The organism is Mycobacterium sp. NBC_00419 (assembly GCF_036023875.1).
Taxonomy (GTDB): Bacteria; Actinomycetota; Actinomycetes; order Mycobacteriales; family Mycobacteriaceae; genus Mycobacterium.
This window is the reverse complement of the sequence record NZ_CP107931.1, coordinates 143,906-169,633: the sequence shown is the minus strand read 5'-3', so window position 1 is coordinate 169,633 and position 25,728 is coordinate 143,906. Positions and strand designations below refer to the sequence as shown.

Here is a 25,728-nt window from a genome sequence, read left to right as displayed (position 1 = left end):
GCTCGCTGTCCAGATGTGACCGGGATCAGCCCGCGGTCGGGGTGGCCCCCAGAACCCGCTGCATGTCCGGGATCATCGACTGCAGCTGCTGTCCCCAGTAGCCCCAGCTGTGGGTGCCGTTCGCGGGGAAGTTGAACACGCCGTTGCGTCCACCAGCCGCGAGGTAGTTGTCCATGAAGGTCTTGTTGGTCCGCAGAGTGAAGCCCTCCAGGAACTGTGCGGCCATCAGGTTTCCGCCGCCACCGGAGGTGTCCAGTTCCGACGGCGTACCGGTGCCGCAGTAGATCCAGACCCGAGTGTTGTTGGCGACCAACTGATTGATGTTGACCATCGGGTCGTTGCGCCGCCATGCCGGGTCAGACGACGGACCCCACATGCTCTGCGCGTTGTACCCGCCCGCGTCGTTCATCGCCAGACCGATCAGCATCGGCCACCAGCCCTCGGAAGGGTTGAGGAAGCCCGACAGCGACGCGGCGTAGGTGTACTTCTGCGGGTAGTAGATCGAGTAGGTCAGCGCTGCGCTGCCGGCCATCGACAGACCGACGACGGCATTGCCGTTGGGGTCGACGCCGTAGTTGGCTGCCAGATAGGTCGGCAGCTCCTGGGTCATGAACGTTTCCCACTTGTAGGTGTAGTTCTGACCGTTGCCCTGCGACGGCTGGTACCAGTCGGTGTAGAAGCTCGACTGGCCGCCGACCGGCATGACCGCCGACAGGCCCGAACCGTAGAACCACTCGAACGCCGGGGTGTTGATGTCCCAGCCGCTGTAGTCGTCCTGCGCACGCAGGCCGTCGAGCAGGTAGACCGCGTGCGTGCCGCCGCCCTGGAACTGGATACGGATGTTGCGGCCCATCGAGGCCGACGGAACATCAAGGTAGAGAACGGGAAGCCCGGGCTTGGAGAAGGCGGCCGCTGTCGCCGAACCGCCGACAACGCCGATCAAGCCGGGCAAGAAGAGTGCGGCCACGAAGGCTGCGGCCACGCGGCGCAACCAAGTGCCTCGCATCATCTCGACGATTTTCATGACGACAACCATCACCTTTCATATGTATTCGGTCCGTAGTCAAAGTGCTCTGCGCCGGTAGCTAAACACGTGGCGCATGGCGGATTCGGTACGCGCAGCGGTGCGCCAAGTCGCGGTTAGCTAACGATAGGGAGACGTCCAGGACTCGCCGTATTTGTCACAGTGGTCACTCTGGACACAGGGTCGCAACCCTGTATCGCCGCTGAGCTGGGTAGACGCGGCAGATGGCGGAACGATGCACGGGCCGGGAGATAACGGCACGATCACGCCTCAGCAACACCTCGGGTATCGCCGCACCTGCTCTAGCTCACTCGGGGCGCAGCACCAGCCAGCCCTGCGGCGGGACCACCACCTCGCGCACGAGGTCCTCCGGCGGAGCGCCGGTACCGCCGGCCAGCCGGGCCGGCCTGCCGGCCAGTTCGGCGACGGGCAGGTGCATCGGCACATCGTCGACGTTGAGGGCGACGATCAATGCCTCGTCGCCACATCGGGTTTCGTATGCGTAGCAACGGTTTTCCAGGTGCAGCGCCCGGGTCGCCGCCTCGTGCAACCACGGGTTGCGGCGGCGCAGCCCGATCAGGAACTGGTGCAGAGTGAGCGCTGCGCGGCCGTCGTCGTCGAGATCTGCCGGGGGCGAGCCGAATTCGGGGCGCACCGCGTCGTCGCCGCCGGCCCGCTCTTCCTTGACCCCGCGGTATCCGAACTCGTCGCCCGCGTAGATCGTCGGCACCCCGCCGGTGGTGAACAGCAAGACCAGAGCGTGCGCGACGTGCTCGGCACGGTCGAGTTGGCTGGCGATACGGGTCACGTCGTGATTGCCGACGAACGTCTGGGGTGTGAATCGGGCCAGGAAGTCGTTGTGGCGCTGCAGCGCCCAGTCCAGTTCGTGAAAGTTGCCGTCGTTGAGGCTGCTCCAGACGGCCTTCCACAACTCGTACTGGGTCACCGAGTCCACCCCGGATCCCTCGACGAACCCGACGTAGTCGCCGTGGATGACCTCGGCGACGAACCATGCGTCGGCGTGGCGTTGCCGAACCCGCGGCAGTACCTCGGCCCAGAACGACTCCGGCACCGCGTACGCCGCGTCCAGGCGCCATCCGTCGGCGCCGCGGTCGAGCCAGTGGTTCATCACGTCCGCGACGTAGTCGACCACGTCCGGACTGTGGTGGTTGAGCGTGATGAGCTCGCCGTGGCCTTCGAAGGTGTGGAAGCGCCCAGGACGTCCGCGAAACCAGCCCGCCGCGCCGGCGTCGCCGTCCTCGGCCGAGCGGTAACGCTCGAAATCGGTTCCGACGTGGTTGAACACGCCGTCGAGTAGCACCCGCAGCCCACGCTGGTGAGATTGCGCGATCAGCTCGTCGAAGTCACCGTCGTCACCCAGACGCGGGTCGATGCGGTAATGGTCGGTGGTGTCATAGCCGTGGGTGCGCGATGCGAAGACAGGGCCGAGCGCGATACCCGACGTACCGAGTTCCACTGCGTGGTCAAGCCAGTCGATGAGGCGGCGCAGCCGGTGCTCGCCGGGTCCGGGTGGGGTGTCGGCTGGGAAGGCGCCGACGAATCCGAGCGGATAGACGTGCCACCAGATCGCGTGGCGAACCCAGGACGATGCGCTCATGGCCGAAACCTCGCGGCGTAGAGCGCCATCATCTCGTCGCGGTACTGCGGTGCGGGCCCGTCGGCGACGAGATCGGGGGCCACCGCGGTGACGGGTAGCGGCGCGACCGGGGGCGGCGGCGCCTTCCACTCGACGAGCCACTGGGCCAGTTGAGCGCCGGAGACGGCAAACACGATGCGGCCCAATCCAACCCAGGCGTGGGCGGCCGCACACATCGGGCAGTGCTCACCGGAGGTGTAGACGGTTGCGGCGGCGCGCTGCTCCGGTGAGAGGTGCTGCGCCGACCAGCGGGCGATCGCGAACTCGGGGTGGGCGGTGGCGTCCCCGCCGGCGACGTGGTTGTGGTCTTCGAGCAGCGCCGCGCCGTCGTCACCGACCAGGACCGAGCCGAACGGTTCGTCGCCGGCCTCCAGCGCGGTGCGGGCCAGTTCGACGCAACGGCCGAGCCATTTGGTGTCCTCGTCGCTGAGCGCCACGCTGTCTCACTCTACGCAGCAGCCCGGCGCCGGGAGCGGGTCAACGGGTAGAGCGCCAACCCGATCAGCAGTGCGGTCAGGTGACCGACCGTGGTGAAGGTGGCATGAACGACGACCGGCGCGACGAAGCAGCCGAGAGCGAGCAGCAGATAGACCCACCGCCAGGGCCTGGCAATGCAGTAGGTGAGGATGCCGATGATGCCCGCCACCACATAGCTGACTCCGACGTCGCGCGCGTTGAGATATCGCGGTGAGACCATCGACTCCTGGATCTGCCAGTACAGGAATCCCTCGCTGACGTAGGTGGCGACGATGTGGGCGATAAGCCCGGCGACCACGAACCGCAGCGAACCCAGCCGATGCTCCGCCGGCGCCAGGAACACGCAGAACACCGCCAGGTAGAGCCACCACCAGGCGGCGCCGTCGAGCCACAGCAGGCTGGTGATCAGCACCCGGACCGGGTCGGATGCCAGGTGATGCAGGTTGGTGGAGTCCTTGCGCAGCAGCACGATCAGATGCCAGCGCGGCAACAGATGCTGGGCGACGGTGGTCATCAGGAGCAGCGCCAGCCAGCTGAAGGTCACCGGCGCACCGCCCACGAACCGCGCCAGGCGGTGCCTAAGCTCGTCGACCACTCGTCGACGATACGTGGGCCTCAGCCGCAGCAGCTCTTCTCGAAGACCTCCATGCGGCAGGCGCACGAGGCCAGGATCGGCACGTCGGCACGCGCCTTGGCCAGTTCGAGCTGGCGGCCGATGATGACCGCTTCCTCGGTGCGGCCCAGCCGCTGCAGGCATTCGTGGTAGCCGTGCAGGCTCCACACGTTGCCCGGGTGCTGACACGACCGGCTCAATGTTGGGTCCAGACCAAGGTCGGCGGCATACACCTGGGCGGCCTCTGAGACGTGGCCCTGCTCGAGCAGCAGCGCACCGTAGGCGTGCCGGGTCGGCTGCATCCAGCCCCACGGCTCGTCGTAGGGCAGCGCGTCATCGAGGTCGATGGCTCGCCGCAGGTGGGCGTAAGCCTCGTCGTAGTTGCCCTCGCGGTAGCTGATTTCGCCGTCGAGCATGGCAGCGCCGACCGCCAGGATGTCGCGGCTGGTGTTGTTGAACAGATACCGGGACTCCGGGATGCGGGCGTACGCCGCCGTGAAGGCCTCACGTTCGGCCACGGCCGCGGCCAGCTGACCCTTGGCCGCGTGTGCCACTCCGCGACCGTAATGAATGGTTGCGGTTGTGCTGCAATACAACTCGGGATCGTCGGGCAACGGCAACGCGATCAGGTCGTCCCAGCGGCCGAACCGGATCAGCACGTGCACCCGCAGCGGCACGAACGCTTCCAGCCAGTCCGCCATCGGCGGCGAGGAGATGGACAGCAGTTCGGGGGTCAGCTGCTCAGCCAGTTCGTCGGCGGCCAGCAGGGCGGTCCGGGACTGTCCGGAGAACATCGCCGAATACACGACGAAGTGAAGGTCGTGCGCGCGGTAGAGGGAGTAGAAGTTCAGCGGGCCCTGGCGCTCGACGAACAGCCGATCGGCGCGCACCGCGGACTGGTTGGCCAGCACCGAGGATCGGTACTCACCGCACAGCACGTCGATGTGCGACGGCATGTGTTCGAGGTGACCGGCATCGGGCACCAGCCCGCGCAGCAGGTCCGCGGCCGGCAGCGCGTCCTCGGGGTGTGCCGACATCTCCATCGCGTGGATGTAGAGGTGCAGCACGCCGGGATGAGTCCGCCCGGCCTCGGTGGTCAGCGCACGGTCGAGCAGACTCTTGGCCGCCACGACGCGCGATCCCGGCGCCGGTTCGCCGGTTCGGCTGTCCCACAACGCCCATGCGGTCACATTGACCAGTGCGTCGGCCGCCAGCGCCAGCACGTCGACGTCATCAGGGTGGGCGGCCGCCACCTTGGCCATCGCGTCGGCGTAGGCGATGTGCCCGGCCGCCAGCGCCTCGGCGTCGTCGGGGTCGTCGGTGGGGAAGCGGGCGGCCAGGGCCGCGATCAAGGCCTGCTCGACGACGCCGGCCCGGCCGTCGGCGGCCAGCCGCAACTCGGTGCGGGCCCGGGCCAGGGATGCGGCGAGATCGACGGGGTCGAACGCGTCCCACGCCTTGTTGTAGTTCGGCCCGATCGCGTACGCGATGCCCCACCGGGCCAGCGCCAGGTCAGGATCCAGGGCCAGCGCACGCTCGAAGCACGCGATCGCTTCCTCGTGGTTGAAGGCGTAGGCCCACACCAGGCCGCGGTCGAACCACACCTGTGCCTGCGCGGAGGGGGTGTCGACGGTCCGGTGATAGGAGCCGAGGTCGTAGTACGGCTCGGCATCAACGAGGTGGACCGTCATGGCGCTGAGGATAGGTCAGCCGCGTCGATCCCGATACCGTTGCAACCTGGCAGAACGAAAGGATTCGAGCATGATTCGCTGCGTGCGTCTGTTCACCGGCGCTGACGATCAGTCTCACGTCCAGATCGGCCGGCTTGATCTGGCCCCGGGCCGCAACGACGATCTGGTCTCGGCGGCGATGGCCGCCGCCCGCGTGACGGCCGAGGAGACGGTCAGCGGTGGCACGCTGGCCTGGCACACCGCCCCGGTGCGTCAGCTCGTGATCACGCTCGCCGGGACGTTGGTGTTCACCACCCGCGACAACGAGGAGTTCACCCTGCATCCCGGTGACATCCTGCTCGCCGAGGACACCGTCGGTTCCGGGCATCAGTGGCGCCTCGTCGGCACCGACCCGTGGTGCCGGCTGTACGTCGTGCTGGCCGATGGCGCGCAGGTTCCCTTCGTCGCTGATCGAAGTCCCGGCGCCGCGCCTACACCGTGATTGGGTTGCTGAGCCGGATACCCAGCGCGGTGAGAACCGCCGAAAGCCACTGCGGCACCGCCGGAGTGGTGGGCGTGTTCGGTGTGTCGATGATCTCGTACGAACCGAAGTTGGCCTTCGTGTCCGGGCTGTCGAACTGCACACCGGTCAGCGTGAACGTGGTGTCGTCGACGACCACGGTGAACGTTCCGGTCACCCGGAAGACGGGCTGTCGAGCGGTGATAGTGGTCGTGTACCCGGGCGGCGTCGTCACCTCGATGTCTTCCTCAAACGTCTTGGTGTTGGTCCACGTATGCCCGTATGCGGTGCTGATCTCGGCGTTGATGGTCTTCGTCAGATTGCTGAACGATGCCTTCGCGGTGATGTTGAGGCTGTCGGTCTGGCTCACGACATCGATCAACTTGAGTGTCCGCTTGATGGGGTTCACGCCCCGATTGATGATGGGGCTGGCCACGTTGCGTGGCTCGCTGAGCGCCCTGGTTTCACTCTCGGGCTTGAAGTCGCAGCTGGCCTTGCCGCCGTCCTTACACAGTGCCTCGATGATTCTGGCCTGCGTCTGAGCTTGATCCGGCCCGATAACGGTGTTTCCTCCAGCCGCCTGCAACACGACGACCGACTTGCCCTCCGCCGAGCAGCGGTCACTTCCGCCGACAGCGCCGCATGTAGAGGAAGCGCCGTTGAGGGGGCCGACAGTGAGGTCGGCGGTGACGATCGTGCCATTGGGCCCGGTGGTGAGCACGGGTTCGACGGTGGTTGATTGGAAGAAGTTGTAGATCACTTCGATTCGTGCCGTGCCTCCCACGGGAATCACCGTGCCGGGTTTGGGCAGACCGTTCTCTGGGAGTTCCGATGTGCCGTAGCCCGCCACCGTGAGCGGCTTGTTGGTGAGGTTGTAGACGGTGTAGCCCTGAGTCGTTGTTCCCAGTAACCCGCCCACGATGCCGAGGAGTCGATCACCAAAGGATGTCGATGTGGTGTCCACGGCGTCGAACAGACCTGCGAGATTCGTCGCCGGCGCGTTCACGAACCTGATGTTCTTCTTATCCGCGACGCATCGCTGACCGCCGCCGGTAGTCGCACAGGTGGACGAGGCTTCGTTGAACGGTCCGACGGTGAGGTTCGACGTGAAGATCGTCGCACCCGCGTCCGTGGTGAACAGCGCCTGCACTCTTGTCGTCTTGAAGAAGTTGTAGATCACCTCGAACCTGAGGGTCTGGTTCGGGGCGACGACGGTGTCAGGTGCGGGTCCGCCGCCGTCCGGACGTTCCGTTGTCCCATATCCCACGAATGTGACAGGCTGGCTGCTTTCGTTCCTGAAGACAAATCCTTGGGTTGTCGTTCCCAGTAGGGGCCGAAAGAGCGCCCGCACCAATACTTCCAGTGGCCGCGGTTCAGTCGGCGACGTCGGGGTCCCGGACAGCGCGAGGAGACCCGAAACCATGCCCACGAGTGGGTCGCCAGGCGCCGCTGCCGAAGACATTGCCGACGCTGCTCCGGAAGTGCTTACGGCAGAGGGTGATACCGGCGCCAGCGACGTGGAACGGGCGACTTCGGCTACCGGCGCGTCGGTCTTCACCGGGCCGCTCGGCGAAGTCGTCGGGGTCACAGCGGCGTCGAGGCCTGTCACGGAGCTGGCCGTTGGCGCCGAGATCCGCTCGTTCTCAACAGGTTCTGTCGGCGAAACCGGACGGGCCGATGGCGAGAGCGAGATCTTGACGAGACGCTTCGTCGATGCCGCATCTGACGTTACGGCCGCGCCACTGCGACCGCTTCTCGCAGCGTGGGCCGTCACGCTCGCCGGTGATTCCGTCTTGCGGGCAGGACCAGCCTTGGCGGCCGAGTGCGCCGCCGACGGAGATTCAGACGAGTTCGCGCCGTCCGACTCGGCCGCCGCAGACCACGGACAGGCCGCAATCGCCAGGCCAACTCCGCTGGCGAAGACGGCTGATGTGAGACGGGCTCTGGTAGCTGATTGCACGGCGCACCTTCCGGGCATGCGAGGCGTATTGGCAACAGCGTAAATTCGCGCACCGTTTCCTGCGCTCTGCCGGCCGGTCCGTCGATGATCATTCACCGACCGGACACGCCGTCGTCAATCTGTCGCCTCAGGTCGGCCCATCGAGGACCGTCGATTCCCGCAGACTTAATGCCCGGCGACGATATCGGCCTCGTCGACGGTCACCGGCTCGTTGGCCCCCGGCAGGAACGAGTACGCCACGCACACCACCGCGAAGAACAGATACCCAAGGGCCACTTGCGGATTTGCGGCCCAGGAGATCTCCGGTGCGTGAATCAGCCCGATGAAGGACAGCGCCGCGGCGACGACCGCGGCAAGCGCGGCGAAGCGGAACTTCTTGTCCAGGATGAACGTCACCATGGTGCCCAGCAGCAGGCCGACGAGAATCGCACCCTCGCCCAGGGTCTGCAGTCCGTCGTAGACCACGCCCGCACCGCCGAGTGCGTCCATCCCCACCTTGCTCGCCGAGGTTCCGGCCGCGTTCAGGGCGTTGTCGATCAGTCCGCTGGCCCACTGCGCCAGGTTGGGCAGCAGGGCGGCGACGACGGCCACAGCGTGCAGGCGCGGCACCGCCTGGAAGGCCTGTGCTCCGATCAGCAACCCGATGTAGAGCAGGATCGGCACGATCGCCGGCACCGGGAGCAGCGCGGCCAGCACACCGAAGAGGCCCAGGAAGCACAGAACTCCGATCACCACACCACTGGCCAGTGAGTAGCCGACCCGACCACCGGCGTCCTTCCAGCCCGGGTGGCCGATGTAGACCGCGGGCGGGAACGGTGAGCCGAACGCCGAGCCGATCACCGCGCCTGCGCCGTCGGCGATCAGCACGCTGCGCAGGTTGTAGTTGTCACCGGCAGCCGCGGCGCTCTCGACGTTGCTCATGGCCTCGGTGAAGTTGTAGACACCCAACGGAATCGCGGTCCCCAGCAGCGGCGCCAGGTGCGACAGCCCGGAGAACAACAGGTCGATGCGCAGGTCGGGGATACCGATGGCGATGTCGGAGACGGCTTGGCTGACGTCCGGTGCCGACATGAAGCCGCCGGCCCAGCCGATCGCGGTACCGACCAGCAGCGCGACGAGGCCGACCGGGATGTTGCCGGGCAGCTTCACGTCGGTGAAGAAGCCGATCAGGATGATGGCCAGCACCGGCAGGCCGATCCAGGCCGCCTCCCACATCTGCGCAGCCGGTCGCATCGAGATGAACGTGATCGAGATGCCGGCCAGCGTTCCCAGCATCGCCGCGCGCGGGGTGAGCTTGCGGATATAGGGCCCGACGAAGCCACCGATGATGACGATCACGCCGATCATGAATGCCCAGGCCAGGCCTGACTTCCACGCCTCGATGGGGTCCTTGGTGGCCAGATACACCGGCAGCATGACGACGAAGACGACGATGAACATGTGCGGGACGCTCGGCCCGTACGGCAGCGCGGTGACATCGCTGCGGTTCTCGCGCTGCGCGAGCCGTCGCGCCAGGAACGTGTAGTAGAGGTTGCCCAGCACGAGTGCCACACCGAGTGCCGGCAGGACGGTGCCGAGCACGTCGTCGGCGGGCAGCTTGATCACGCCGATCATCAGCGTGGTGAGCGTCAAGACGTTGACCAGGATGTTGAAGCCCAGGCCGAAGAAGGCGTTGAGATCGCCGCGGGTCCACCACGCGATTTTGACGTCGTCGGGTGACGCTGCGGGCTGATCGGTCACGTCAGTGCTCATCCATGGTCTCCTGGGCGCGTGTAGGGCTACCTGCAGATTCTCGACGAACAGATTCCGAACACGGTACGGCTGTGTGTCAATCGTGTTATTCGCTGACGGGAGTGCCAGTTAGACACCCGCGGTAGAACCGTGTTCTAGTGCAGGGGTGCTGGAATTTACCGTCGAGGACATCCCCGCCGAGGAGGTCGCTCGGCTGCGCGCGATCTACGAACCGCTGACCGAATCCGTGCGTGAGCTGGTCGACGCCACTATCCGCACCGAGGCCGACGCCGAGACCGTCGCCGCGGTCAAGGCCGACGTCGACGCGGCCGTCGCGCGGCTGCGCAGCCGGCAGATCGACGGGGCCTTCGGCGTGCGCCGCACCGCTGACGGGGAGAGCATGGGCTGGGGCAACGCCGTCATCGGCGTCCGCAATGCCCTGGCCCCGCCCCTGGCGGTGCACCGCGAACCGGACGGGCGGCGGTGGGCGGACTTCCACCTCGGCGCGGCCTACGAGGGCCCGCCCGGACATGTTCACGGCGGGGTGTCGGCGCTGATCCTCGACCACGTTCTCGGCGAGGCCGCCAGCCCGGACCGCAAGCCGCGGTTCACCGGCAGCATCACCATGCGCTACGTGCGGGCCACCCCGCTGGGGCCGCTGCACGCCGAGGCGGCCATCACCCGCACCGACGGGGTCAAGACCTTCTGCGCCGGTTTCATCTCCGACGCCGAGGGCATCACCGTCGAGGCCGAAGGCGTCTTCATCATCCCGCGCTGGCTCAGGGATTGAGCTACTGCTTGCCCATCGCCAGCTTCAGCCGATCCTTGGCGGTGATCAGGTGGTCGTGGCTGTCGTCGCCCAGGTCGATCTGGACCCAGTCGATCGTGCCGGTGAACTCGTTGTGGCTGGGCCCGTAGTCCGGTGACGCCGGCGAGCCGGTGTCGCGCCCGACATCGCAGGCCTCGTCGGCGGAGAAGCCCATCGGGATGGTGATCTCGACTCGGCCCGATCCCACCGGCTTGCCGTCGTGGAAGAGGGTGACGGTGCCGCCCTTGGCCAATCCGCCTCCGTCATAGGCGAATTCCATCCGCACCTGGTGCTTTCCGGCAGGCAGCGGCGTATCGGCGGTGACGATGAAGTGCTGGATGCCGAAGAAGTTGTAGCAGTACTTCAGCTTTCCGTCGTGGACGTAGAGCGACCAGCCGCCCACCTGGCCGCCCTGGGTGGCGATGACGCCGGAGGCGCCGTCGTCGGGTACGACGAGGTCAGCGGTCACCGAGTGCGACTTGTTCTTGATGTTGACCACGCAGCTCTCACTGACCCGCATGCCGGAGAACAGCAACTGGCTGGTGCCCCGGATGAGCTGGGGCCGGCCCGCGATGTCGGGGTTGATCCGCTCGAAGGACCGGTCGTCGAGCGGGACCACGTTGTACTTCACCGCTTCGATGAGCCACAGACGTTGCAGCTCAGCCAGTTTCTCCGGATTCTCGGCCACCAGGTTGCGGGATTGGGTCCAGTCGTCGGGCCCGTACAGCTCCCAGACGTCGGCGTCGAAGGCCGGCGGCTGGTCGACCTTCCACGGGGTGCGGTGCTTGGTGCAGGCGGTCCAGCCGTTGTGGTAGATGCCGCGGTTACCCATGATCTCGAAGTACTGGACCACATGGGTCTCGGGTGCGGCGACGTCCCGCAACGTCCCCAGCATACTGACTCCTTCCAGCGGTGCCTGCTGGATTCCGTTGACGCTGAACGGAGCCGGGATACCGGCAGCCTCCAGGATGGTGGGGGCGACGTCGATGACGGAATGGAACTGGTTGCGGGCGCCGCCCTTGTCGGCCAGCCCGCGGGGCCAGTGCACGATGGTGCCGTTGCGGGTGCCGCCCCAGTGCGAGGCCACCTGCTTGGTCCACTGGTAGGGCGTGCACAGGGCGTGCGCCCAGCCCACCGCGTAGTGGTTGTAGGCGTCCGGGGTGCCGAAGTCATCGATCTTGGACAGCAGAAACTCTTCTGTCTCCACACCGCCCATCCCGTTGAGCACCGTCATCTCGTTGAAGCAGCCCTGGGGCGTGCCCTCGGCGGAGGCGCCGTTGTCGCCGATGATGTAGTAAACCAGCGTGTCCTCGAGTACCCCGAGATCCTCGATGGCGTCGATCACCCGGCCGACCTCGTAGTCGGTCTGCTCCAGGAATCCGGCGTAGATCTCCATCTGGCGGGCCAGCACCGGCTTGAGTTCGTCGGACATGTCGTCCCAGGCCGGAATCTCGTCGTGCCGCTTGGTCAGTTCGGCGTCGGCCGGGATGACCCCGAGCTTCTTCTGCTCCTCGAAGATCTTCTCCCGCAACACATCCCAGCCCGCGTCGAACTTGCCGCGGTACTTGTCCGACCATTCGGCGGGCACATGGTGTGGCGCGTGGGTGGCACCCGGGGCGAAGTACATGAAGAACGGCTTGTCGGCCATCAGCGCCTTCTGCTGACGGACCCAGGTGATGGCGTGGTCGGCGAGGTCCTCGGTCAGGGTGTAACCCTCTTCCGGGGTGCGCGGCGGCTCGACCGGGGTGGTGCCCTCATAGAGACCGGGGTAGTACTGGTTGGCCTCGCCGCCGATGAAGCCGTAGAAATACTCGAATCCCGATCCGGTGGGCCACTGATGGAACGGGCCGACGGGGGAGACCTCCCACACCGGAACCTCGTGACACTTGCCGAACTGGGCCGTCGAATAGCCGTTGAGCTTCAGCGTCTCGGCGATCGGTGCCTTGTTCTTGGGCCGAATACTGCTGTTGCCCGGCGCGGAAGTGGCCATCTCGGTGATCGCACCCATCCCGACCGAATGGTGATTGCGCCCGGTCAACAGCGCCTGGCGGGTCGGGGAGCACAGTGCGGTGGTGTGAAAGCGGTTCAGCTTCAACCCTTCCCCGGCCAGCCGCTCGGCCACCGGGGTGTTGCACGGTCCGCCGAAGGCCGACGAGGCGGCGAAGCCGACATCGTCGATCAGCACGATCAGGACGTTGGGGGCGCCCTTCGGGGGCCGAAGTGTGGTGATCGGCGGGTAGCTGGTGTCGGGATCCTTGGCGTCGTACGTCGTCAAACCGACATGCTGGGTGTCGGGGATGGGCAGGACATCACGGCGGACGGCGTCATGATCCGGCATTGCTTCTCCTTGACCTGTGACTGTGGCGAAAGTGCCGCCAGAGTACGCCGCAGACCTATGGAATCAGCCGGATTGGCGCGCCTCAGTGGACGTCGTCGCCGACGGCGTACGCGTAGCTCAGATGTCCTGTCACGCGTTCGGCCAGCTGACCGAGTGTGAGAGCGTGCCGGGTGATCGCCTCGATCTGGGTGAGGAATCGCGCCACCCGATCGTCGCCGGCGAGCGCCGCACCCTCGAGTCGCAGCCCTTCGGCGGCACACCCGAGCCAGGCTGCATCCAGTCGCCACGGCACACCGGCGCCCACCAGGGCGGTCACGTACTCGTCGGCGGCAGCACCGAGCATTCCCGCCAGCCCATCCCCGCCGGACGTGACGTCGGAGTCCAGCACCGCGATCGCGACGGCCAACGCGGCTGCCTCACGGCGGGCCGTGTCGAGCAGCTCGGCGGTCTCGGCGGTGGTCACGCGGGTGGAGTCGGCGGCGTTGTCGAAAACCCGCCGCGCCGCGGTGGCCCGCCGGCGAAGCTCATCGCGTTCGGCGGTCATGCCCGGCGCTGCGGACACGAATGCGCTGACGTGGGCAGCCGCATATTCCAGGTGCGCGCGCAGCATCTCGCTGATGCCGCGGTACAGCTTTGCCTTCGCCGGGTCCGGCAGCAGTGCATACATCCACACCGCGATCGCCGCACCCAGGGCGGCGGCGAACAGTCTGTGCCCCAGCAGATCTGCCGCCGCAGTCGGCGCCTGCATCAGGATCGCCAGCGCGCCGACGACAACCGTCGAGATGCCCCACGGCCCGCGCGCCCGCACCGCCCAGCCGGCGGCCAGGAACACGACCGCAAGGAGCGCGATCAGCGGCGGGATCGGATGCCAGAGCACGGTGATCGCGGTGGCCGCCGTCAATCCCACGGCCGCGCCCGCGATCCGCTCCAGCGATCGCATATAGGTCCGCGGACATCCCGGGCGCAGCACCACCAGGGTGATCAGTGGTATCCACACACCTTCGGGCACAACGCGAACCGAGATCAACACCAGCGCCGCACCCACCCCGATGGCCAGGCGCACGGCGTGGCGGAACACCGGCGAACTCCACCGGATCTCGCGCCGCAACATGTCGAGGACGCGGGGCTGCCGCCGCGCGCGCGGGTCGTCGACACCGAACCGGGTGGCCACGGCCTGGTGTAGCTGACCGCGCAGCCGGCACGACGCCGCCGTCGCGTTCGACAGCGCGACGCTGTCGAGCGCGCTCAGCGCCTCGACCGCATGGGCGCAGCCCTGCCGGCGTGGGTCGCCCAACGCGGTCAGGACGTCGACGGCCGCGCGTAAGGACATCAGGCAGTCCGGACAGTCAGGGCAGGCGCTCACCGACATCACGCGCAGCGTCGCCACGATCCGGTCGGCGAGCCCGCCGCGGGCGGCCGGGCCTGGATCGGGGGCGGCAGGCAGAGTCCCCGGTGCGGCGATCACGGCGCGGGCGAAGTCCGCCACGGCACGATAGTGGGCGGCCGCGGCGCGTTCAGTGGCCCGCTCATGGGGGCGCCAGCGGGGGACGAGCAACAGGTGTGCCAGACCGAACCCGAACACCATCGCACCGGTGGCGATCGTCGCCGGTGCGGAGGCCTCGACGGTGCCCGCGGTCAGAACAACCACCACCAGGCCCACACCGACCAAGCCTGCACCGCCGCCGAGCGTCCACATCAGGCCGGCGGCAAGGCAAACAAACATTGCGAGAACTATCAGTGCCGGCGGATAAGCGCCAGAGGGTACTGCGAGCAGCACGACTCCGGTCAATATCGCCAGGAAAACTGCTCCCGACCGTCGAGGATTCGGCGCCCCGGGGTCACTGAGCGCCGCACCCAGGGTCGCCATGGCGGCGCCGACAGGCACCACCGCGTTCGCGGGACCCCACGTCAATACCACCCAGATGGTCGTGAATAGCACGGCCAGGCCGCGAAAGGCCGGACCGGCGCCGCCCGACAGGCGGTGACCCCCGCGCCAGATCATCGGCCAATTGTGGACTGCGGAATTGAAAAGCGAAAGTGGTATGAATTCATTGTTGGCAAATTCGTTATCCGGCCGCCGGTATACCTGCCAGCGAATGCGCAGCGCAATTCGCTGGCAGCGCGTGACTTTGATCGCGCCATTTCGAATACCAGCTGAGTGAGACTGCACGCCGACAACGCCGCGGCGCCCGCTAAATTCGGGCCAATGGAAAAGGTGATCGTCACGCTGCGGACCGGTACTGCCGACAACGAATGGGCCCGGCGCCTCAGGGGGCCGATCGCCGATGAACTGCTCGGTCTGGGGGTGGCCGGTCTGACGGTCAACGTGCGCGACGCCGAGGTGCGGGACGCGCTGATGACGCTGACCACGTTGGACCCGCCTGTGCAGGGCTTCGTCACGCTGTGGACCCAGCAGTACTACGGCGCCGCGGTGAGCGCCGCCCTCGAACTGCTGGCCGAGCACGCCGAGGTCGTGGCGGCCTATCTGGTCACCGAGTCGGCGCCGATGCCGCCACCCCGCACGCTGCCGGGCGAGCGGACCGCGGCACTGGCCAACATCGCCCTGCTGCGCCGCCCGGCCGACATGGACGAGCAGACGTGGCTGACCCGATGGCACGGCAACCACACCCAGGTCGCCATCGACACCCAGTCGACATTCGGGTATGTCCAGAATTACGTGGTGCGCGCACTGACCCCGGACGCACCCGTCATCAACGCGATCGTCGAGGAGCTGTTCCCCAACGACGCGGTGACCAGCCTGCACGCTTTCTTCGGCGCCGCCGACGACGATGAACTGCGCAACCGGATGGAGCAGATGGTCGCCAGCACAGCTGCTTTCGGCGCCAACGTCAACATCGACGCCGTACCCACCAGTCGGTACGTGTTCCGCGAACCGTTTGGAGACTGACGATCATGCCCACTCTCGACGAGGCCGTCGCGCTGGCCCGATCCGACAACGGGTTGGCTGTCGTGTCGACCCTGCGTGCCGATCACACCATCCAGTCCACGCTCATCAACGCCGGAATCCTGACGCACCCGGCCACCGCAGAACCGGTGCTCGGCTTCGTCACCTACGGCCCGGTGAAGCTGGCCAATCTGCGGTCGCGACCCGCAGTGACATTCACCTTCCGCGACGGGTGGAAGTGGGCGACGGTGGAGGGCCGCGCCGAGCTGGCGGGCCCCGACGACGTACCGGACTGGCTCGGTGGAGCCGACCGGTTACGGCTGCTGCTGCGTGAGATCTTCACTGCTTGCGGTGGCACACATGACAATTGGGACGAGTACGACCGGACGATGGCCGAACAGGGCCGCGCCGCCGTCCTGGTCTCACCGACTCGCATCTACTCCAACCGTTAGGCTCCTGCCCGTGACGCTGCTCATCGACGACGAGAACCGGGTCCGCACCCTCACCCTCAACCGGCCGGACGCACTCAACGCCTTCAACGAGGCGCTCTACGACGCCACCACCGAAGCGCTTCTGGCGGCGGCCGATGACCCGGAGGTCGCGGTCGTGCTCATCACCGGAGCCGGGCGGGCGTTCAGCGCCGGCCAGGACCTCGGCGACATGCAAGCCCGCATCACCGATCCCGACTTCCCGTCGGGTAAGCACGGTTTCCCCGGATTGATCAACGCGCTCACGGACTTTCCCAAGCCACTGATCTGTGCGGTCAACGGCGTCGGCCTGGGTATCGGCGCCACCATCCTCGGGTTCGCCGACCTGGCGTTCATGTCGAGCACCGCGCGGATCAAGTGCCCGTTCACCAGTCTGGGTGTGGCCCCCGAGGCCGCATCGTCATATCTGTTGCCGCAGTTGATGGGACGGCAGAATGCGGCCTGGCTGCTGATGTCCTCGGAGTGGGTCCATGCCGACGAAGCGTTGCGCATGGGACTGGTCTGGCGGGTCAGCGAGCCCGACGAACTGCTCGCCGATGCCCGCAAGCACGCCGATGTCCTTGCCTCCCGGCCGATTCCGAGCCTCATCGCGGTCAAGAAGACGATCACCGAGCCCATTCGCTCTGAGATCACGGCGGCCACCGCCCGCGAATACGCCTACTTCGAGAAGCTCATGGGCGCGGCGGCCAACACCGAGGCGCTGGCCGACTTCCACCGCGGCCGCTCCACCTAGGTCAGCGCAGGCCGGCACCCACCAGTGCCGCAGCACACGAACCGCAATCGGAGACCTCGGCCCGGCCACGGTGCGCGGCGATGATCGCCTGCACAGACTTGCGGCAACGCCCGCAGTCGCGGCCGGCGCCGCAGGCCGCGGCGACCTGTTTGGAGGTGCAGGCTCCGGCGGCGACCGCGTCGTTGACGGCCTGACTGGTGGCACCCGTGCACAGGCAGACGTACATCAGCACCCGCCTCCTCGTGTCGATGTCGGTCGCACGCCGCCATGTTAGCGCAGGCTTACTTAAGTTAGGTAGCCCTACAACACTCCGCTGCCAAACACAGCGTCCGTTACGACGGCTGCACTAGATTGGGATGGCACAGCCAGCCACTCGAAATAAGCCCAGAACCAGCCCAGGAGACATGCCATGCAGGGTGACCCCGAAGTACTGCGACTGCTCAACGAGCAGCTCACCAGCGAGCTGACCGCCATCAACCAGTACTTCCTGCACTCCAAGATGCAGGACAACTGGGGCTTCACCGAGCTGGCCAAGCACACCCGCGAAGAGTCGTTCGACGAGATGCGTCACGCCGAGGCCATCACCGACCGCATCCTGCTTCTCGATGGCCTGCCGAACTATCAGCGCCTGGGCTCGCTGCGCGTCGGGCAGACGCTGCGCGAACAGTTCGAGAGCGACCTGGCCATCGAGTACGAGGTCGTCGCCCGGCTCAAGCCCGCGATCATTCTGTGCCGCGAGAAACAGGACTCCACCACGGCCGTGTTGTTCGAAGGCATCGTTGCCGACGAGGAACAGCACGTCGACTACCTCGAGACCCAGCTCGAACTGATGGACAAGCTCGGCGTGGAGCTCTACTCCGCGCAGTGTGTGTCACGCCCGCCGAGCTGACCGTCACACCGGGGCGGTCCGACCCATGACCACGACGGCCGCGGCGACGACCGCCGAACCCGAATCCAGCAGCGCAGGCATCAGCCCGCAGCGGCGCAACCTCATCTTCGTCGCGATCCTGCTGGGCATGCTGCTGGCCGCACTCGACCAGACCATCGTCGCGACCGCGCTCCCGACAGTGGTGGCCGACCTCGGCGGGGCCGGACACCAATCGTGGGTGGTGACCAGCTACCTGCTGGCCTCGACGATCACCACCGCCGTCATCGGCAAGCTCGGCGACCTGTTCGGGCGCAAGACGGTGTTCCAGATCGCGATCGTGTTCTTCTTCGCCGGCTCGGTGCTGTGCGGGCTGTCGACGTCGATGTCGATGCTGGTGGCCTCGCGGGCCCTGCAGGGCATCGGCGGTGGCGCGGTCATGGTGACCGCAATGGCCGTCATCGGCGAGGTCATCCCACTGCGGGAACGCGGCCGCTACCAGGGCGCACTCGGAGCCGTGTTCGGCGTCACGACAGTGATCGGCCCGCTGCTCGGCGGGTTCTTCACCGACCACCTGTCCTGGCGGTGGGCGTTCTGGATCAACGTGCCGGTCTCGGTCGTCGTGTTCATCGTGGCCGCTGCGGCCATTCCGCGGCTGGCCCGCAGCGGCAAAGCGGTGATCGACTACGCCGGAATCCTTCTCGTGGGTCTTGGCGCCTCGGGCCTCACCCTGGCCACCAGCTGGGGCGGCAGCACCTATCCGTGGGGTTCGCCGATGATCATCGGCCTGTTCGTCGCCTCCACGCTGGCGCTGGCGATCTTCGTCTGGGTCGAGTTGCGCGCCACCGAACCCGTGCTGCCGATCCGGCTGTTCGCCAGCCCGGTGTTCACGGTGTGTTGCGGGCTGAGCTTCGTGGTGGGTTTCGCCATGCTCGGTGCGCTGACATTCCTGCCGACCTTCATGCAGTTCGTCGACGGAGTCTCGGCGACCACCTCGGGTCTGCGCACACTGCCGATGGTGGTCGGCCTGCTCATCACCTCGATGGGCAGCGGCGTGCTCGTGGGGCGCACCGGCCGCTACAAGATCTTCCCGGTGGTCGGCACCGCCACTATGGCCGTCGCGTTCGTGTTGCTGTCCCAGATGAATGCGGCCACCCCGATCTGGCGGCAGTCGCTGTATCTGTTCATCCTCGGCACCGGCATCGGGCTGTGCATGCAGGTGCTGGTGCTGACCGTGCAGAACACCGTCAACTTCACCGATCTCGGGGTGGCGACCTCGGGGGTGACATTCTTCCGCACCATCGGCAGCTCGTTCGGGGCGGCGATCTTCGGCTCGCTGTTCGCCAACTTCCTGCAGGACCGGATCGGGCCGGCGTTGCTGCTCAGCGGCGCCCCACCGGAGGCCGCCCAATCACCCCAGGCGCTGCACCGGCTTCCGGCCCAGATGGCCGCTCCCATCATCGAGGCGTACGCCGACTCGCTGGGCACGGTGTTCCTCTGCGCGGCGCCGGTGGCAGCGGTGGGGTTCGTACTGGCGCTGTTCCTCAAGGAAGTTCCTCTGCGGGAGATGGAAGACGTGCTGGCCGTCGATCTCGGCGAGGGCTTCGGTATGCCGTCGGCCGAGACACCCGAGGAGATCCTCGAAGTCGCCGTTGGCCGGATGATGCGCGACTCCCCGGACCTGCGGCTGCGGTCGCTGGCCCAGCGACCCGGATGTGACCTCGACGTGGCGGCGCTGTGGGCGCTGCTGCAGATCTACCGCAACAAGCAGGTGTTCGGCTCGGCCCGACTCACCAATATCGGCGAACGCCTGCGGGTCCCGTGCGAGGTGCTCGAGCCGACGTTCGCCCGCCTGGTCGAGCAAGGCTATGCACTGCAGACCGGCGACGAGCTGTGGCTGACCCAGGCCGGCGCCCGGGAGGTCGACGCGGTGTCGGCCGCGCTGGTGCGCAAAATCGTTCACCGGCTTGCCAAGTCGACGAACTTCGAGGGCCGCCCGGACCGGATGCAGGTCGAGGCGGCACTCGAGCGGATCGCCCAGCGGATGCTGGTGCAGCGGGAGTGGGACCGCGACGAGATGCACGCGCCGGCGACCACGACAACATAACTAGAACGTGTTCTCATTTTGCCCGCCGCGGCGTACCATCGCGCCATGAGCCGAATCGGGAATTTCGCCGACGACGACGTAGCAGGCTGGGCGGTCAAGTCTCCGCAGCTGGGCGCCGCCATGGCGGCCTTCAGCAGCGCCGTGTACAGCGACAAGAACCGACTGCCGTTGCGGGTCCGGGAGGTCGCCCGTGCCGTGATCGCCGTCGACAACGAGTGCGTCTTGTGCCAGAACACCCGCGACGCCGACGGTCCGGCGGCCGGGGTGGACGAGGACCTCTATGAGCACGCCGCGCAATGGCGCACCTGGCCCGGTTACAGCGACCAGGAACGCATCGCCGCCGAGTTCGCCCACCGGTTCGGCACCGAACACGCGAAACTGCGTGACGACGAGGACTTCTGGGAGCGTGCCCACCAGCACTTCTCCGACGAGCTGCTGACCGACCTGACGATCTCGTGCGCCATGTGGATCGGGATGGGCCGGATGCTGAGCACCCTGGACATCGGCCAGTCCTGCATGATCACGCTGCCCAGCCGCGGCTGACCGCACCGAATCTGCGCACTCCGGCGCGGCGGTCGGCAGAATGACTGCCATGACCTCACCGCTCGCCCACCTCGAGGCTGATGGCGTGGACACCGTCCTCGGAACCGTCGTCAACCCCGCCGGTCTCACGCACGCCAAGACGGTGCCGATCCGGCGCACCGCCGCCTTCGCCGACCCGGGTCTGGGCGCCAGCCCGGTGTGGCACGGCTTCGCTATCGACCGGGCCGGCATCGCATTCTCCGAAGGCATCAGCGTCGTCGGCGATGAACGGGTGCGTATCGACCTCGACGGCCTGCGAGTTCTCGGCGACGGACTCGCCTGGGCGCCGGGGGCGTTCTACGACCAGGGCGGCCAGCCGATTGCGTCGTGCGCGCGGGGAACGCTGGCGCGCATCGAATCTCGGCTTGCCGGTGCCGGACTGCAGGCCTTGATCGGACACGAGATCGAATTCCTGCTCGTCGATCCGGAGGGCAATCGGCTGCCCGGAAATCTGTGGGCCCAATACGGGCTGGCAGGGGTGCTCGAACACGAGGGATTCGTACGGGACGTGATTGTCGCCGCCAACGCAGCCGGGGTCGGCATCGAACAACTCCATCCCGAGTACGGCCTCAACCAGTTCGAGATCTCGCTGACGCCACGCTCCCCGGTCGCCGCCGCCGACCAGTTGATCCTGACCCGGATCATCATCAGCCGGGTGGCCCGCACCTACGGGATGCGAGTCAGCCTCTCGCCGGTTCCGTTCGCCGGCAGCGTGGGTTCGGGTGCACACCAACATTTCTCGCTACTGCGCGGGGACACCCCGGTGTTCTCCGGCGGTTCGGGGCCGCACGGCCTGACCGACGAGGGGCAGGCCGCGATCGGCGGGGTCATCGCGGGCCTGCCCGAGGCGCAGCTCATCTTCTGCGGATCGATCGTGTCGGGGCTGCGCATGCAACCCGGCAACTGGGCGGGCGCCTACGCATGCTGGGGTACCGAGAACCGGGAGGCCGCCGTTCGCTTTGTCAACGGCGGACCCGCCAATCCCTACGGCGCCAACGTGGAGGTGAAGGTCGTCGACCCGTCGGCCAACCCCTACTTCGCCTCGGCGGCCATCCTCGGGCTGGCGCTCGACGGCATCGAGCGCAATGCCGCACTGCCGCAGGAGATCCCCGTCGATCCGGCGACGCTGTCCGACGCCCAGCGCAGCGCCGCCGATGTCGTCGCGCTCTCGGCTGAGCAGGGTACCCAGATCGCGGCATTGGACGGCTCGGCGCGGCTGCGCGCCATTCTCGGTGACCCGGCGGTCAATGCGCTCGTGGCGGTGCGCCGCTACGAGCTCGAGACCTATTCGCATCTCGACGCCGAGGCGCTGACCGACAAGTTCCGGATGGCATGGAGCCTATGAGTGTCTCTGAGTGCCTGTGAATTCCGCACTCGCTGAGCACATCTCCGGTCTGCGTCTGATCGACAACCACGTCCACGGCTACTGGTTGTCCGACGTCGATCGCCGCCGGTTCGAGAACGGGCTCAACGAGGCCAACATCGAACCGATCGCCGAGTTCGACAGCGGCTTCGACACCCAGATCGGGATGGCGGTGCGGGCGCACTGCGCACCACTGCTCGGACTCGCCAGGCACGCGCAGGCACAGGACTATTGGCGTCGTCGTTCGCAGTACGGGGAGAGCGAACTGGCGCGGCTGTTCCTGCCGGCCGCCGGAGTCAGCGACTGGCTGGTGGACACCGGCCTGCCGGGCGTCGCCGATCCGGCCGAGATCTCCGATTCATCCGGCGGCTGGGTCGGCGAGATCGTGCGCATCGAGCAGGTGGCGGAGCAGGCTGCAGCGGCGCCGGGGGAGTATGCCGGGGAGTTTCGCCGGATCCTGCACGAGCGGGGCGGCGCGGCGGTGGCGACGAAGTCGATCCTGGCCTACCGCGGTGGGTTCGACGGCGACCTGTCCTGTCCGGCCCCGGCCGCTGTGACCGAGTCGGCGGCGCGCTGGCGCGACGAAGGTGGCCGGCGGCTGCGAGACCGGGTACTGCTGCGGTTCGGACTGCATGAGGCCCTGCGGCTCGGCAAGCCGCTGCAGTTACACGTGGGCCTCGGCGATCGAGACTGCGACCTGCACCGCACCAATCCGATGCTGCTGCTGGACTTCCTGCGCAGCAGCGGCGACACCCCGGTCGTGCTGCTGCACTGCTATCCCTATGAACGCGAGGCCGGTTACCTCGCGCAGGCGTTCAACAACGTCTACCTCGACACCGGGCTGAGCATCAACCATCTCGGCGCCCGCGCGCAGGCATTCCTGGCGCGGACCCTGGAACTCGCCCCGTTCCGGAAGATCCTGTATTCCTCGGATGCCTTCGGCCCCGCCGAGCTGCACTACCTGGGAGCACGGTTGTGGCGCAACGCAATCAGCGCTGTGCTGGGCGAGTTCGTCGAGCGCGACGAGTGGAGCCTGCCCGATGCCACGCGGATCGCCGGCCTGATCGGGCGCGACAACGCCCGGCGTCTCTACGCCTTGGACGGCTGACGGCTACCAGGCGGGAACGTCGAAGTGCACCCACTTCGTGGCGCCGGGCTGCCCGACGCACTGCAGCGGGATACCGGGAACCTGAACTTGCAGAGTGTTGCCGCTGAGCCGGGTCTGCGCGGTGGCGCCGGGTATCGAACAACGAATCGCCGGCGCGGCTTCACCCTGAAGCGGCCCGGTGGGCACGAACTTCCCGGCCGTAGAGCAGATCAGCGTGTTGCCGGCGGGATCCAGTCCGAACACGAAGTTGATGCTGGGCGTACAGGGGGCGCCTGCGGTCACGTTGCGTGCGACGTTCGGCAGGCAGCTCGCCGAGTCGCATGCGGCCGAGGCCGGGCCGGCCAGCGAGAGCGGCGCCGTGAGGAAACCGGTGATCGCCGCCGCGACCATGAACTTGCGCATGTCTGCCCCTTCGACGATCGAACGCTCCGCCAGTCGAGGGTAACGCCGGGCATTACTGCGTGTGCGGGGTTAGACGAGTCCCGTGGCGTCGAAGATCCACGACATGTCGGCTTCTGCGAAGTCCTCCAGCCAGGACGGCGGCGCGAAGCTGGTCAGCCCGTTCATGTCCCAGTAGTCCTTCCACAGGGTGATCTTGCCGTCGACCACCTTGTGCACCGTGACGAAGCGCAGCACACCCTGTTCGCCGGTCTTGAACGTCCACGTCTCGGAGTGCTCGTACATGGCGTCCACACCATTGCTCACCAGCACACCGTCGTGATTCTCGTAGCCCGCCAGCGCCTCCAGGCCGACCTTGAGACGCTTGACGATGTCCTCCGGGCCACGTGCGGCGGCCGCCGCACCGACCGGCATGTCGACGTAGATGCAGTCCTCGGACACGAAGGTCTTGACCGCGTCCCAGTCGCGGGCCGACAGCGCCTTCCACATTCCCAGCACCGTCTCGGCGATGACGGGGGAGACGGTCTCAGTTGGCATGTGCTAGCTCCGAATTCGTGGTTGTGGCGGTCGGTGCGGGGGTGGGCTTGCCTGCGCGAAGGAAGCTGCCTGTGCGCTCAGTGCCGAGTACCTCGGTGGGTTCCCCGTTGCGCACCACGGCCCGCCCACCGATCAGGACCAATTCCACGGTCTCGTTGTTGCGGTTGACCATTCGCGGCAGGCCGGCGTACTGCTCGACGGGCTCCTCGGCGTACTCGTCGAGCTGGCCGTCCAGCTGGTCGGGATCGATCACCACCAGGTCGGCGCGGTCACCCAGACGCAGATGCCCGGCGTCGATCTGATACCAGTCGGCCAGCTCGCCGGTCATCCGGTGCACGGCGCGCTCGAGGGTCATGAACGGCGTTCCGGTGCGCTCGGCGTCGCGCACGTGCCGCAGCAGCCGCAGCCCGTAGTTGTAGAACGCCATATTGCGCAGGTGCGCGCCGGCGTCGGAGAAGCCCATCTGAACGCCGGGGTCGCGGGCCAGCTTCTTGAGCACCTCGGGGCGGTGGTTGGAGATCGTCGTGCGCCACCGCAGCTTGGTGCCGTGCTCGAGCACCAGATCCAGGAACGCGTCGACCGGGTGCAATCCGCCGCGGTCCACACCCACCTGGCCGAACGACTTGCCGACCACGGATTCGTCCGGGCAGGCCACGATCTGGGCGTCGAAGAAGTCGCGGTGCCAGACCCGCACCCCGAACTTGCTGTCGTAGTCCTTGCGGAACTGGCGGCGGTAGTCCTCGTCGGCGAGTAGCGCGTTGCGCTCGACCTCGTCACGCAGGTGCAGCGCGGCCGCCCCGGAGCCGAACTCCTCGAAGACCACCAGATCGATGCCGTCGGCGTACACCTCGAACGGCACCGGCAGGTGCTGCCAGCGGAAGTCGGCGCCCAATGCGTTCACCACGCGTGCGAGCGGGCCCAGCATCATGATCGCCAACGGATTGGACTTGACGTCAGCCGCCGAAAGCAGACTGGTCTTGAGCTTCTTCCGTAGTACCGGAAGTGACTGTGCCACTTGGGAAGCCAGGTTCAGTGGGTTCTGGATGTCGGGGCCGGACTGCAGCACCCGGCCGCGCTTGCGGACCAGTGACTTGAGCCGGCGTAACTCGCGCGGCTTGGCATAGGTCGACGGCAGGGTCCGCGAGCGGCAGGTGTCGCCGTCGATCTTGTCGAACAGCAACTGCATCGAGGACAGGCCGACGAAACCGGCATCGAGGGCGTCGACGAGCATCCGCTCCATCGATGACTGCTCACTTGTGGTGGGCCGCTGATCTTTCCGGGTCGCCCGGTCCAGACCCATGGTGGCGGTGCGCATGTCGGAATGGCCGATGAACGCGCCGATGTTGGGGCCCAGCGGACGCGATTCGAGTGCCTGCACGTACTGCTCGGCATTGCTCCAGGTCTTGGCCTCGTCGACGGCACGGATGACGTGTTCGCGCGGAATGGCCTCGACCCGGCCGAACAGATCGCCGGCCTGAGAGCCGTCGACGTAGAGCGTCGACAGCGAGCACGACCCGAGCAGCACCGTCGTGACGCCGTGGCGTACCGACTCCGTCAGCCCCGGCCCGCCGAGCACCTCGACGTCGTAGTGGGTGTGGATGTCGACCATCCCGGGCAGCACCCACTTGCCGGTGGCGTCGACGACCTCCGCGCCGGTCTCGTCGAGCGGGTGGGGGGTGACGGCAACGACACGGCCGTTCCGGATGCCGATGTTGCGGATCGCCGAGGGCGCACCGGTTCCGTCGAACCACCGGCCATTACGGATGATCGTGTCGTAGGTCACCGCTCCATAGAACAGTGTGGCCGAACGGGTGTCAACGACTTAGTAGACAATTTCTTCGAT

23 protein-coding genes are annotated in these 25,728 nt (G+C 67.1%); 10 read left to right on the top strand and 13 right to left on the bottom strand.

Annotated elements, in window-relative coordinates:
* Positions 1-25: 25 nt before the first annotated feature.
* The 5 genes from OG976_RS00900 to OG976_RS00880 all read right to left on the bottom strand — a co-directional run bounded on the left by OG976_RS00900 (position 26) and on the right by OG976_RS00880 (position 5,462).
* Positions 26-1,024, bottom strand: coding sequence for an esterase family protein (locus OG976_RS00900; RefSeq protein WP_328356624.1), 999 nt, complete (start codon positions 1,022-1,024; stop codon positions 26-28).
* A 307-nt stretch (positions 1,025-1,331) separates the two neighbouring features.
* The gene (locus OG976_RS00895) at positions 1,332-2,642 is read right to left on the bottom strand and encodes an alpha-amylase family glycosyl hydrolase (RefSeq protein ID WP_328356621.1); all 1,311 of its coding nucleotides are present in this window, start codon (positions 2,640-2,642) and stop codon (positions 1,332-1,334) included.
* Positions 2,639-3,118, bottom strand: coding sequence for a nucleoside deaminase (locus tag OG976_RS00890; protein ID WP_328356618.1), 480 nt, complete (start codon positions 3,116-3,118; stop codon positions 2,639-2,641). Before OG976_RS00890 ends, OG976_RS00895 begins: the two co-directional genes overlap by 4 nt.
* Positions 3,119-3,129: 11 nt before the next feature.
* On the bottom strand, positions 3,130-3,753 hold the full coding sequence (locus OG976_RS00885; RefSeq protein ID WP_328356616.1) for a rhomboid-like protein: 624 nt from the start codon (positions 3,751-3,753) through the stop codon (positions 3,130-3,132).
* 20 nt (positions 3,754-3,773) lie between these two features.
* A complete protein-coding gene (locus OG976_RS00880) occupies positions 3,774-5,462 on the bottom strand; it encodes a tetratricopeptide repeat protein (RefSeq protein WP_328356614.1) in 1,689 nt (562 codons plus the stop codon).
* 70 nt (positions 5,463-5,532) lie between these two features.
* Between OG976_RS00880 and OG976_RS00875 the strand changes: the two genes are divergently transcribed.
* Complete coding sequence (locus tag OG976_RS00875) at positions 5,533-5,943, top strand: cupin domain-containing protein (protein ID WP_328356612.1); 411 nt, start codon at positions 5,533-5,535, stop codon at positions 5,941-5,943.
* On the opposite strand, the gene OG976_RS00870 is transcribed toward OG976_RS00875, so the two are convergent.
* Together OG976_RS00870 and OG976_RS00865 are read right to left on the bottom strand one after the other, a co-directional pair.
* A complete protein-coding gene (locus tag OG976_RS00870; protein WP_328356607.1) occupies positions 5,933-7,519 on the bottom strand; it encodes a hypothetical protein in 1,587 nt (528 codons plus the stop codon). The two genes, OG976_RS00875 and OG976_RS00870, sit on opposite strands and share 11 nt — an antisense overlap.
* A 567-nt stretch (positions 7,520-8,086) precedes the next feature.
* Entirely contained in the window at positions 8,087-9,673 is a 1,587-nt protein-coding gene (locus OG976_RS00865; protein ID WP_328356604.1) for a regulator, read from the bottom strand.
* A gap of 145 nt (positions 9,674-9,818) precedes the next feature.
* Here OG976_RS00865 and OG976_RS00860 point away from each other — a divergent pair, with 145 nt between their 5' ends.
* Positions 9,819-10,442, top strand: a complete 624-nt coding sequence (locus OG976_RS00860; protein WP_328356601.1) for a PaaI family thioesterase — start codon at positions 9,819-9,821, stop codon at positions 10,440-10,442.
* 1 nt (position 10,443) lies between these two features.
* On the opposite strand, the gene OG976_RS00855 is transcribed toward OG976_RS00860, so the two are convergent.
* Both OG976_RS00855 and OG976_RS00850 read right to left on the bottom strand, forming a co-directional pair.
* Positions 10,444-12,798 (bottom strand): arylsulfatase, encoded by a 2,355-nt coding sequence (locus tag OG976_RS00855; RefSeq protein WP_328356597.1) that lies wholly within the window; start codon positions 12,796-12,798, stop codon positions 10,444-10,446.
* A gap of 82 nt (positions 12,799-12,880) precedes the next feature.
* On the bottom strand, positions 12,881-14,521 hold the full coding sequence (locus OG976_RS00850; protein WP_328356594.1) for an FUSC family protein: 1,641 nt from the start codon (positions 14,519-14,521) through the stop codon (positions 12,881-12,883).
* A 483-nt stretch (positions 14,522-15,004) separates the two neighbouring features.
* Between OG976_RS00850 and OG976_RS00845 the strand changes: the two genes are divergently transcribed.
* Genes OG976_RS00845 through OG976_RS00835 form a run of 3 tightly spaced genes read left to right on the top strand, consistent with a single transcriptional unit; the run spans position 15,005 to position 16,924 of the window.
* Positions 15,005-15,706, top strand: a complete 702-nt coding sequence (locus tag OG976_RS00845; RefSeq protein WP_328356591.1) for a hypothetical protein — start codon at positions 15,005-15,007, stop codon at positions 15,704-15,706.
* A gap of 5 nt (positions 15,707-15,711) precedes the next feature.
* Positions 15,712-16,155 carry a TIGR03618 family F420-dependent PPOX class oxidoreductase gene (locus tag OG976_RS00840; RefSeq protein WP_328356588.1) on the top strand — a complete coding sequence of 148 codons (444 nt, stop codon included), beginning with the start codon at positions 15,712-15,714 and terminating at the stop codon, positions 16,153-16,155.
* Positions 16,156-16,165: 10 nt separating this feature from the next.
* Positions 16,166-16,924: an enoyl-CoA hydratase/isomerase family protein gene (locus OG976_RS00835; protein ID WP_328356585.1), complete on the top strand. Its 759-nt coding sequence runs from the start codon at positions 16,166-16,168 to the stop codon at positions 16,922-16,924.
* A gap of 1 nt (position 16,925) precedes the next feature.
* Here the strand turns inward: OG976_RS00835 and OG976_RS00830 are convergent, their stop codons facing one another.
* Positions 16,926-17,150, bottom strand: a complete 225-nt coding sequence (locus OG976_RS00830; protein WP_328364066.1) for a (2Fe-2S)-binding protein — start codon at positions 17,148-17,150, stop codon at positions 16,926-16,928.
* Between the two features lie 183 nt (positions 17,151-17,333).
* Between OG976_RS00830 and bfr the strand changes: the two genes are divergently transcribed.
* The 5 genes from bfr to OG976_RS00805 are packed head-to-tail and all read left to right on the top strand — an operon-like array spanning position 17,334 to position 22,949.
* Entirely contained in the window at positions 17,334-17,813 is a 480-nt protein-coding gene (bfr, locus tag OG976_RS00825; RefSeq protein WP_328356582.1) for a bacterioferritin, read from the top strand.
* A gap of 25 nt (positions 17,814-17,838) precedes the next feature.
* A complete protein-coding gene (locus OG976_RS00820) occupies positions 17,839-19,896 on the top strand; it encodes an MDR family MFS transporter (RefSeq protein WP_328356578.1) in 2,058 nt (685 codons plus the stop codon).
* A 45-nt stretch (positions 19,897-19,941) separates the two neighbouring features.
* Positions 19,942-20,439, top strand: coding sequence for a carboxymuconolactone decarboxylase family protein (locus tag OG976_RS00815; RefSeq protein ID WP_328356575.1), 498 nt, complete (start codon positions 19,942-19,944; stop codon positions 20,437-20,439).
* Between the two features lie 40 nt (positions 20,440-20,479).
* Positions 20,480-21,823 (top strand): glutamine synthetase family protein, encoded by a 1,344-nt coding sequence (locus tag OG976_RS00810; RefSeq protein ID WP_328356572.1) that lies wholly within the window; start codon positions 20,480-20,482, stop codon positions 21,821-21,823.
* A gap of 10 nt (positions 21,824-21,833) precedes the next feature.
* Positions 21,834-22,949 (top strand): amidohydrolase family protein, encoded by a 1,116-nt coding sequence (locus OG976_RS00805; RefSeq protein ID WP_328356569.1) that lies wholly within the window; start codon positions 21,834-21,836, stop codon positions 22,947-22,949.
* Positions 22,950-22,952: 3 nt separating this feature from the next.
* On the opposite strand, the gene OG976_RS00800 is transcribed toward OG976_RS00805, so the two are convergent.
* The 3 genes from OG976_RS00800 to OG976_RS00790 all read right to left on the bottom strand — a co-directional run bounded on the left by OG976_RS00800 (position 22,953) and on the right by OG976_RS00790 (position 25,668).
* Entirely contained in the window at positions 22,953-23,351 is a 399-nt protein-coding gene (locus OG976_RS00800; RefSeq protein WP_328356566.1) for a hypothetical protein, read from the bottom strand.
* A gap of 69 nt (positions 23,352-23,420) precedes the next feature.
* Entirely contained in the window at positions 23,421-23,885 is a 465-nt protein-coding gene (locus OG976_RS00795) for a nuclear transport factor 2 family protein (protein ID WP_328356563.1), read from the bottom strand.
* Positions 23,875-25,668 carry an N-acyl-D-amino-acid deacylase family protein gene (locus OG976_RS00790; protein ID WP_328356560.1) on the bottom strand — a complete coding sequence of 598 codons (1,794 nt, stop codon included), beginning with the start codon at positions 25,666-25,668 and terminating at the stop codon, positions 23,875-23,877. The genes OG976_RS00795 and OG976_RS00790 overlap by 11 nt, the downstream gene beginning before the upstream one ends.
* Positions 25,669-25,728: the final 60 nt, after the last annotated feature.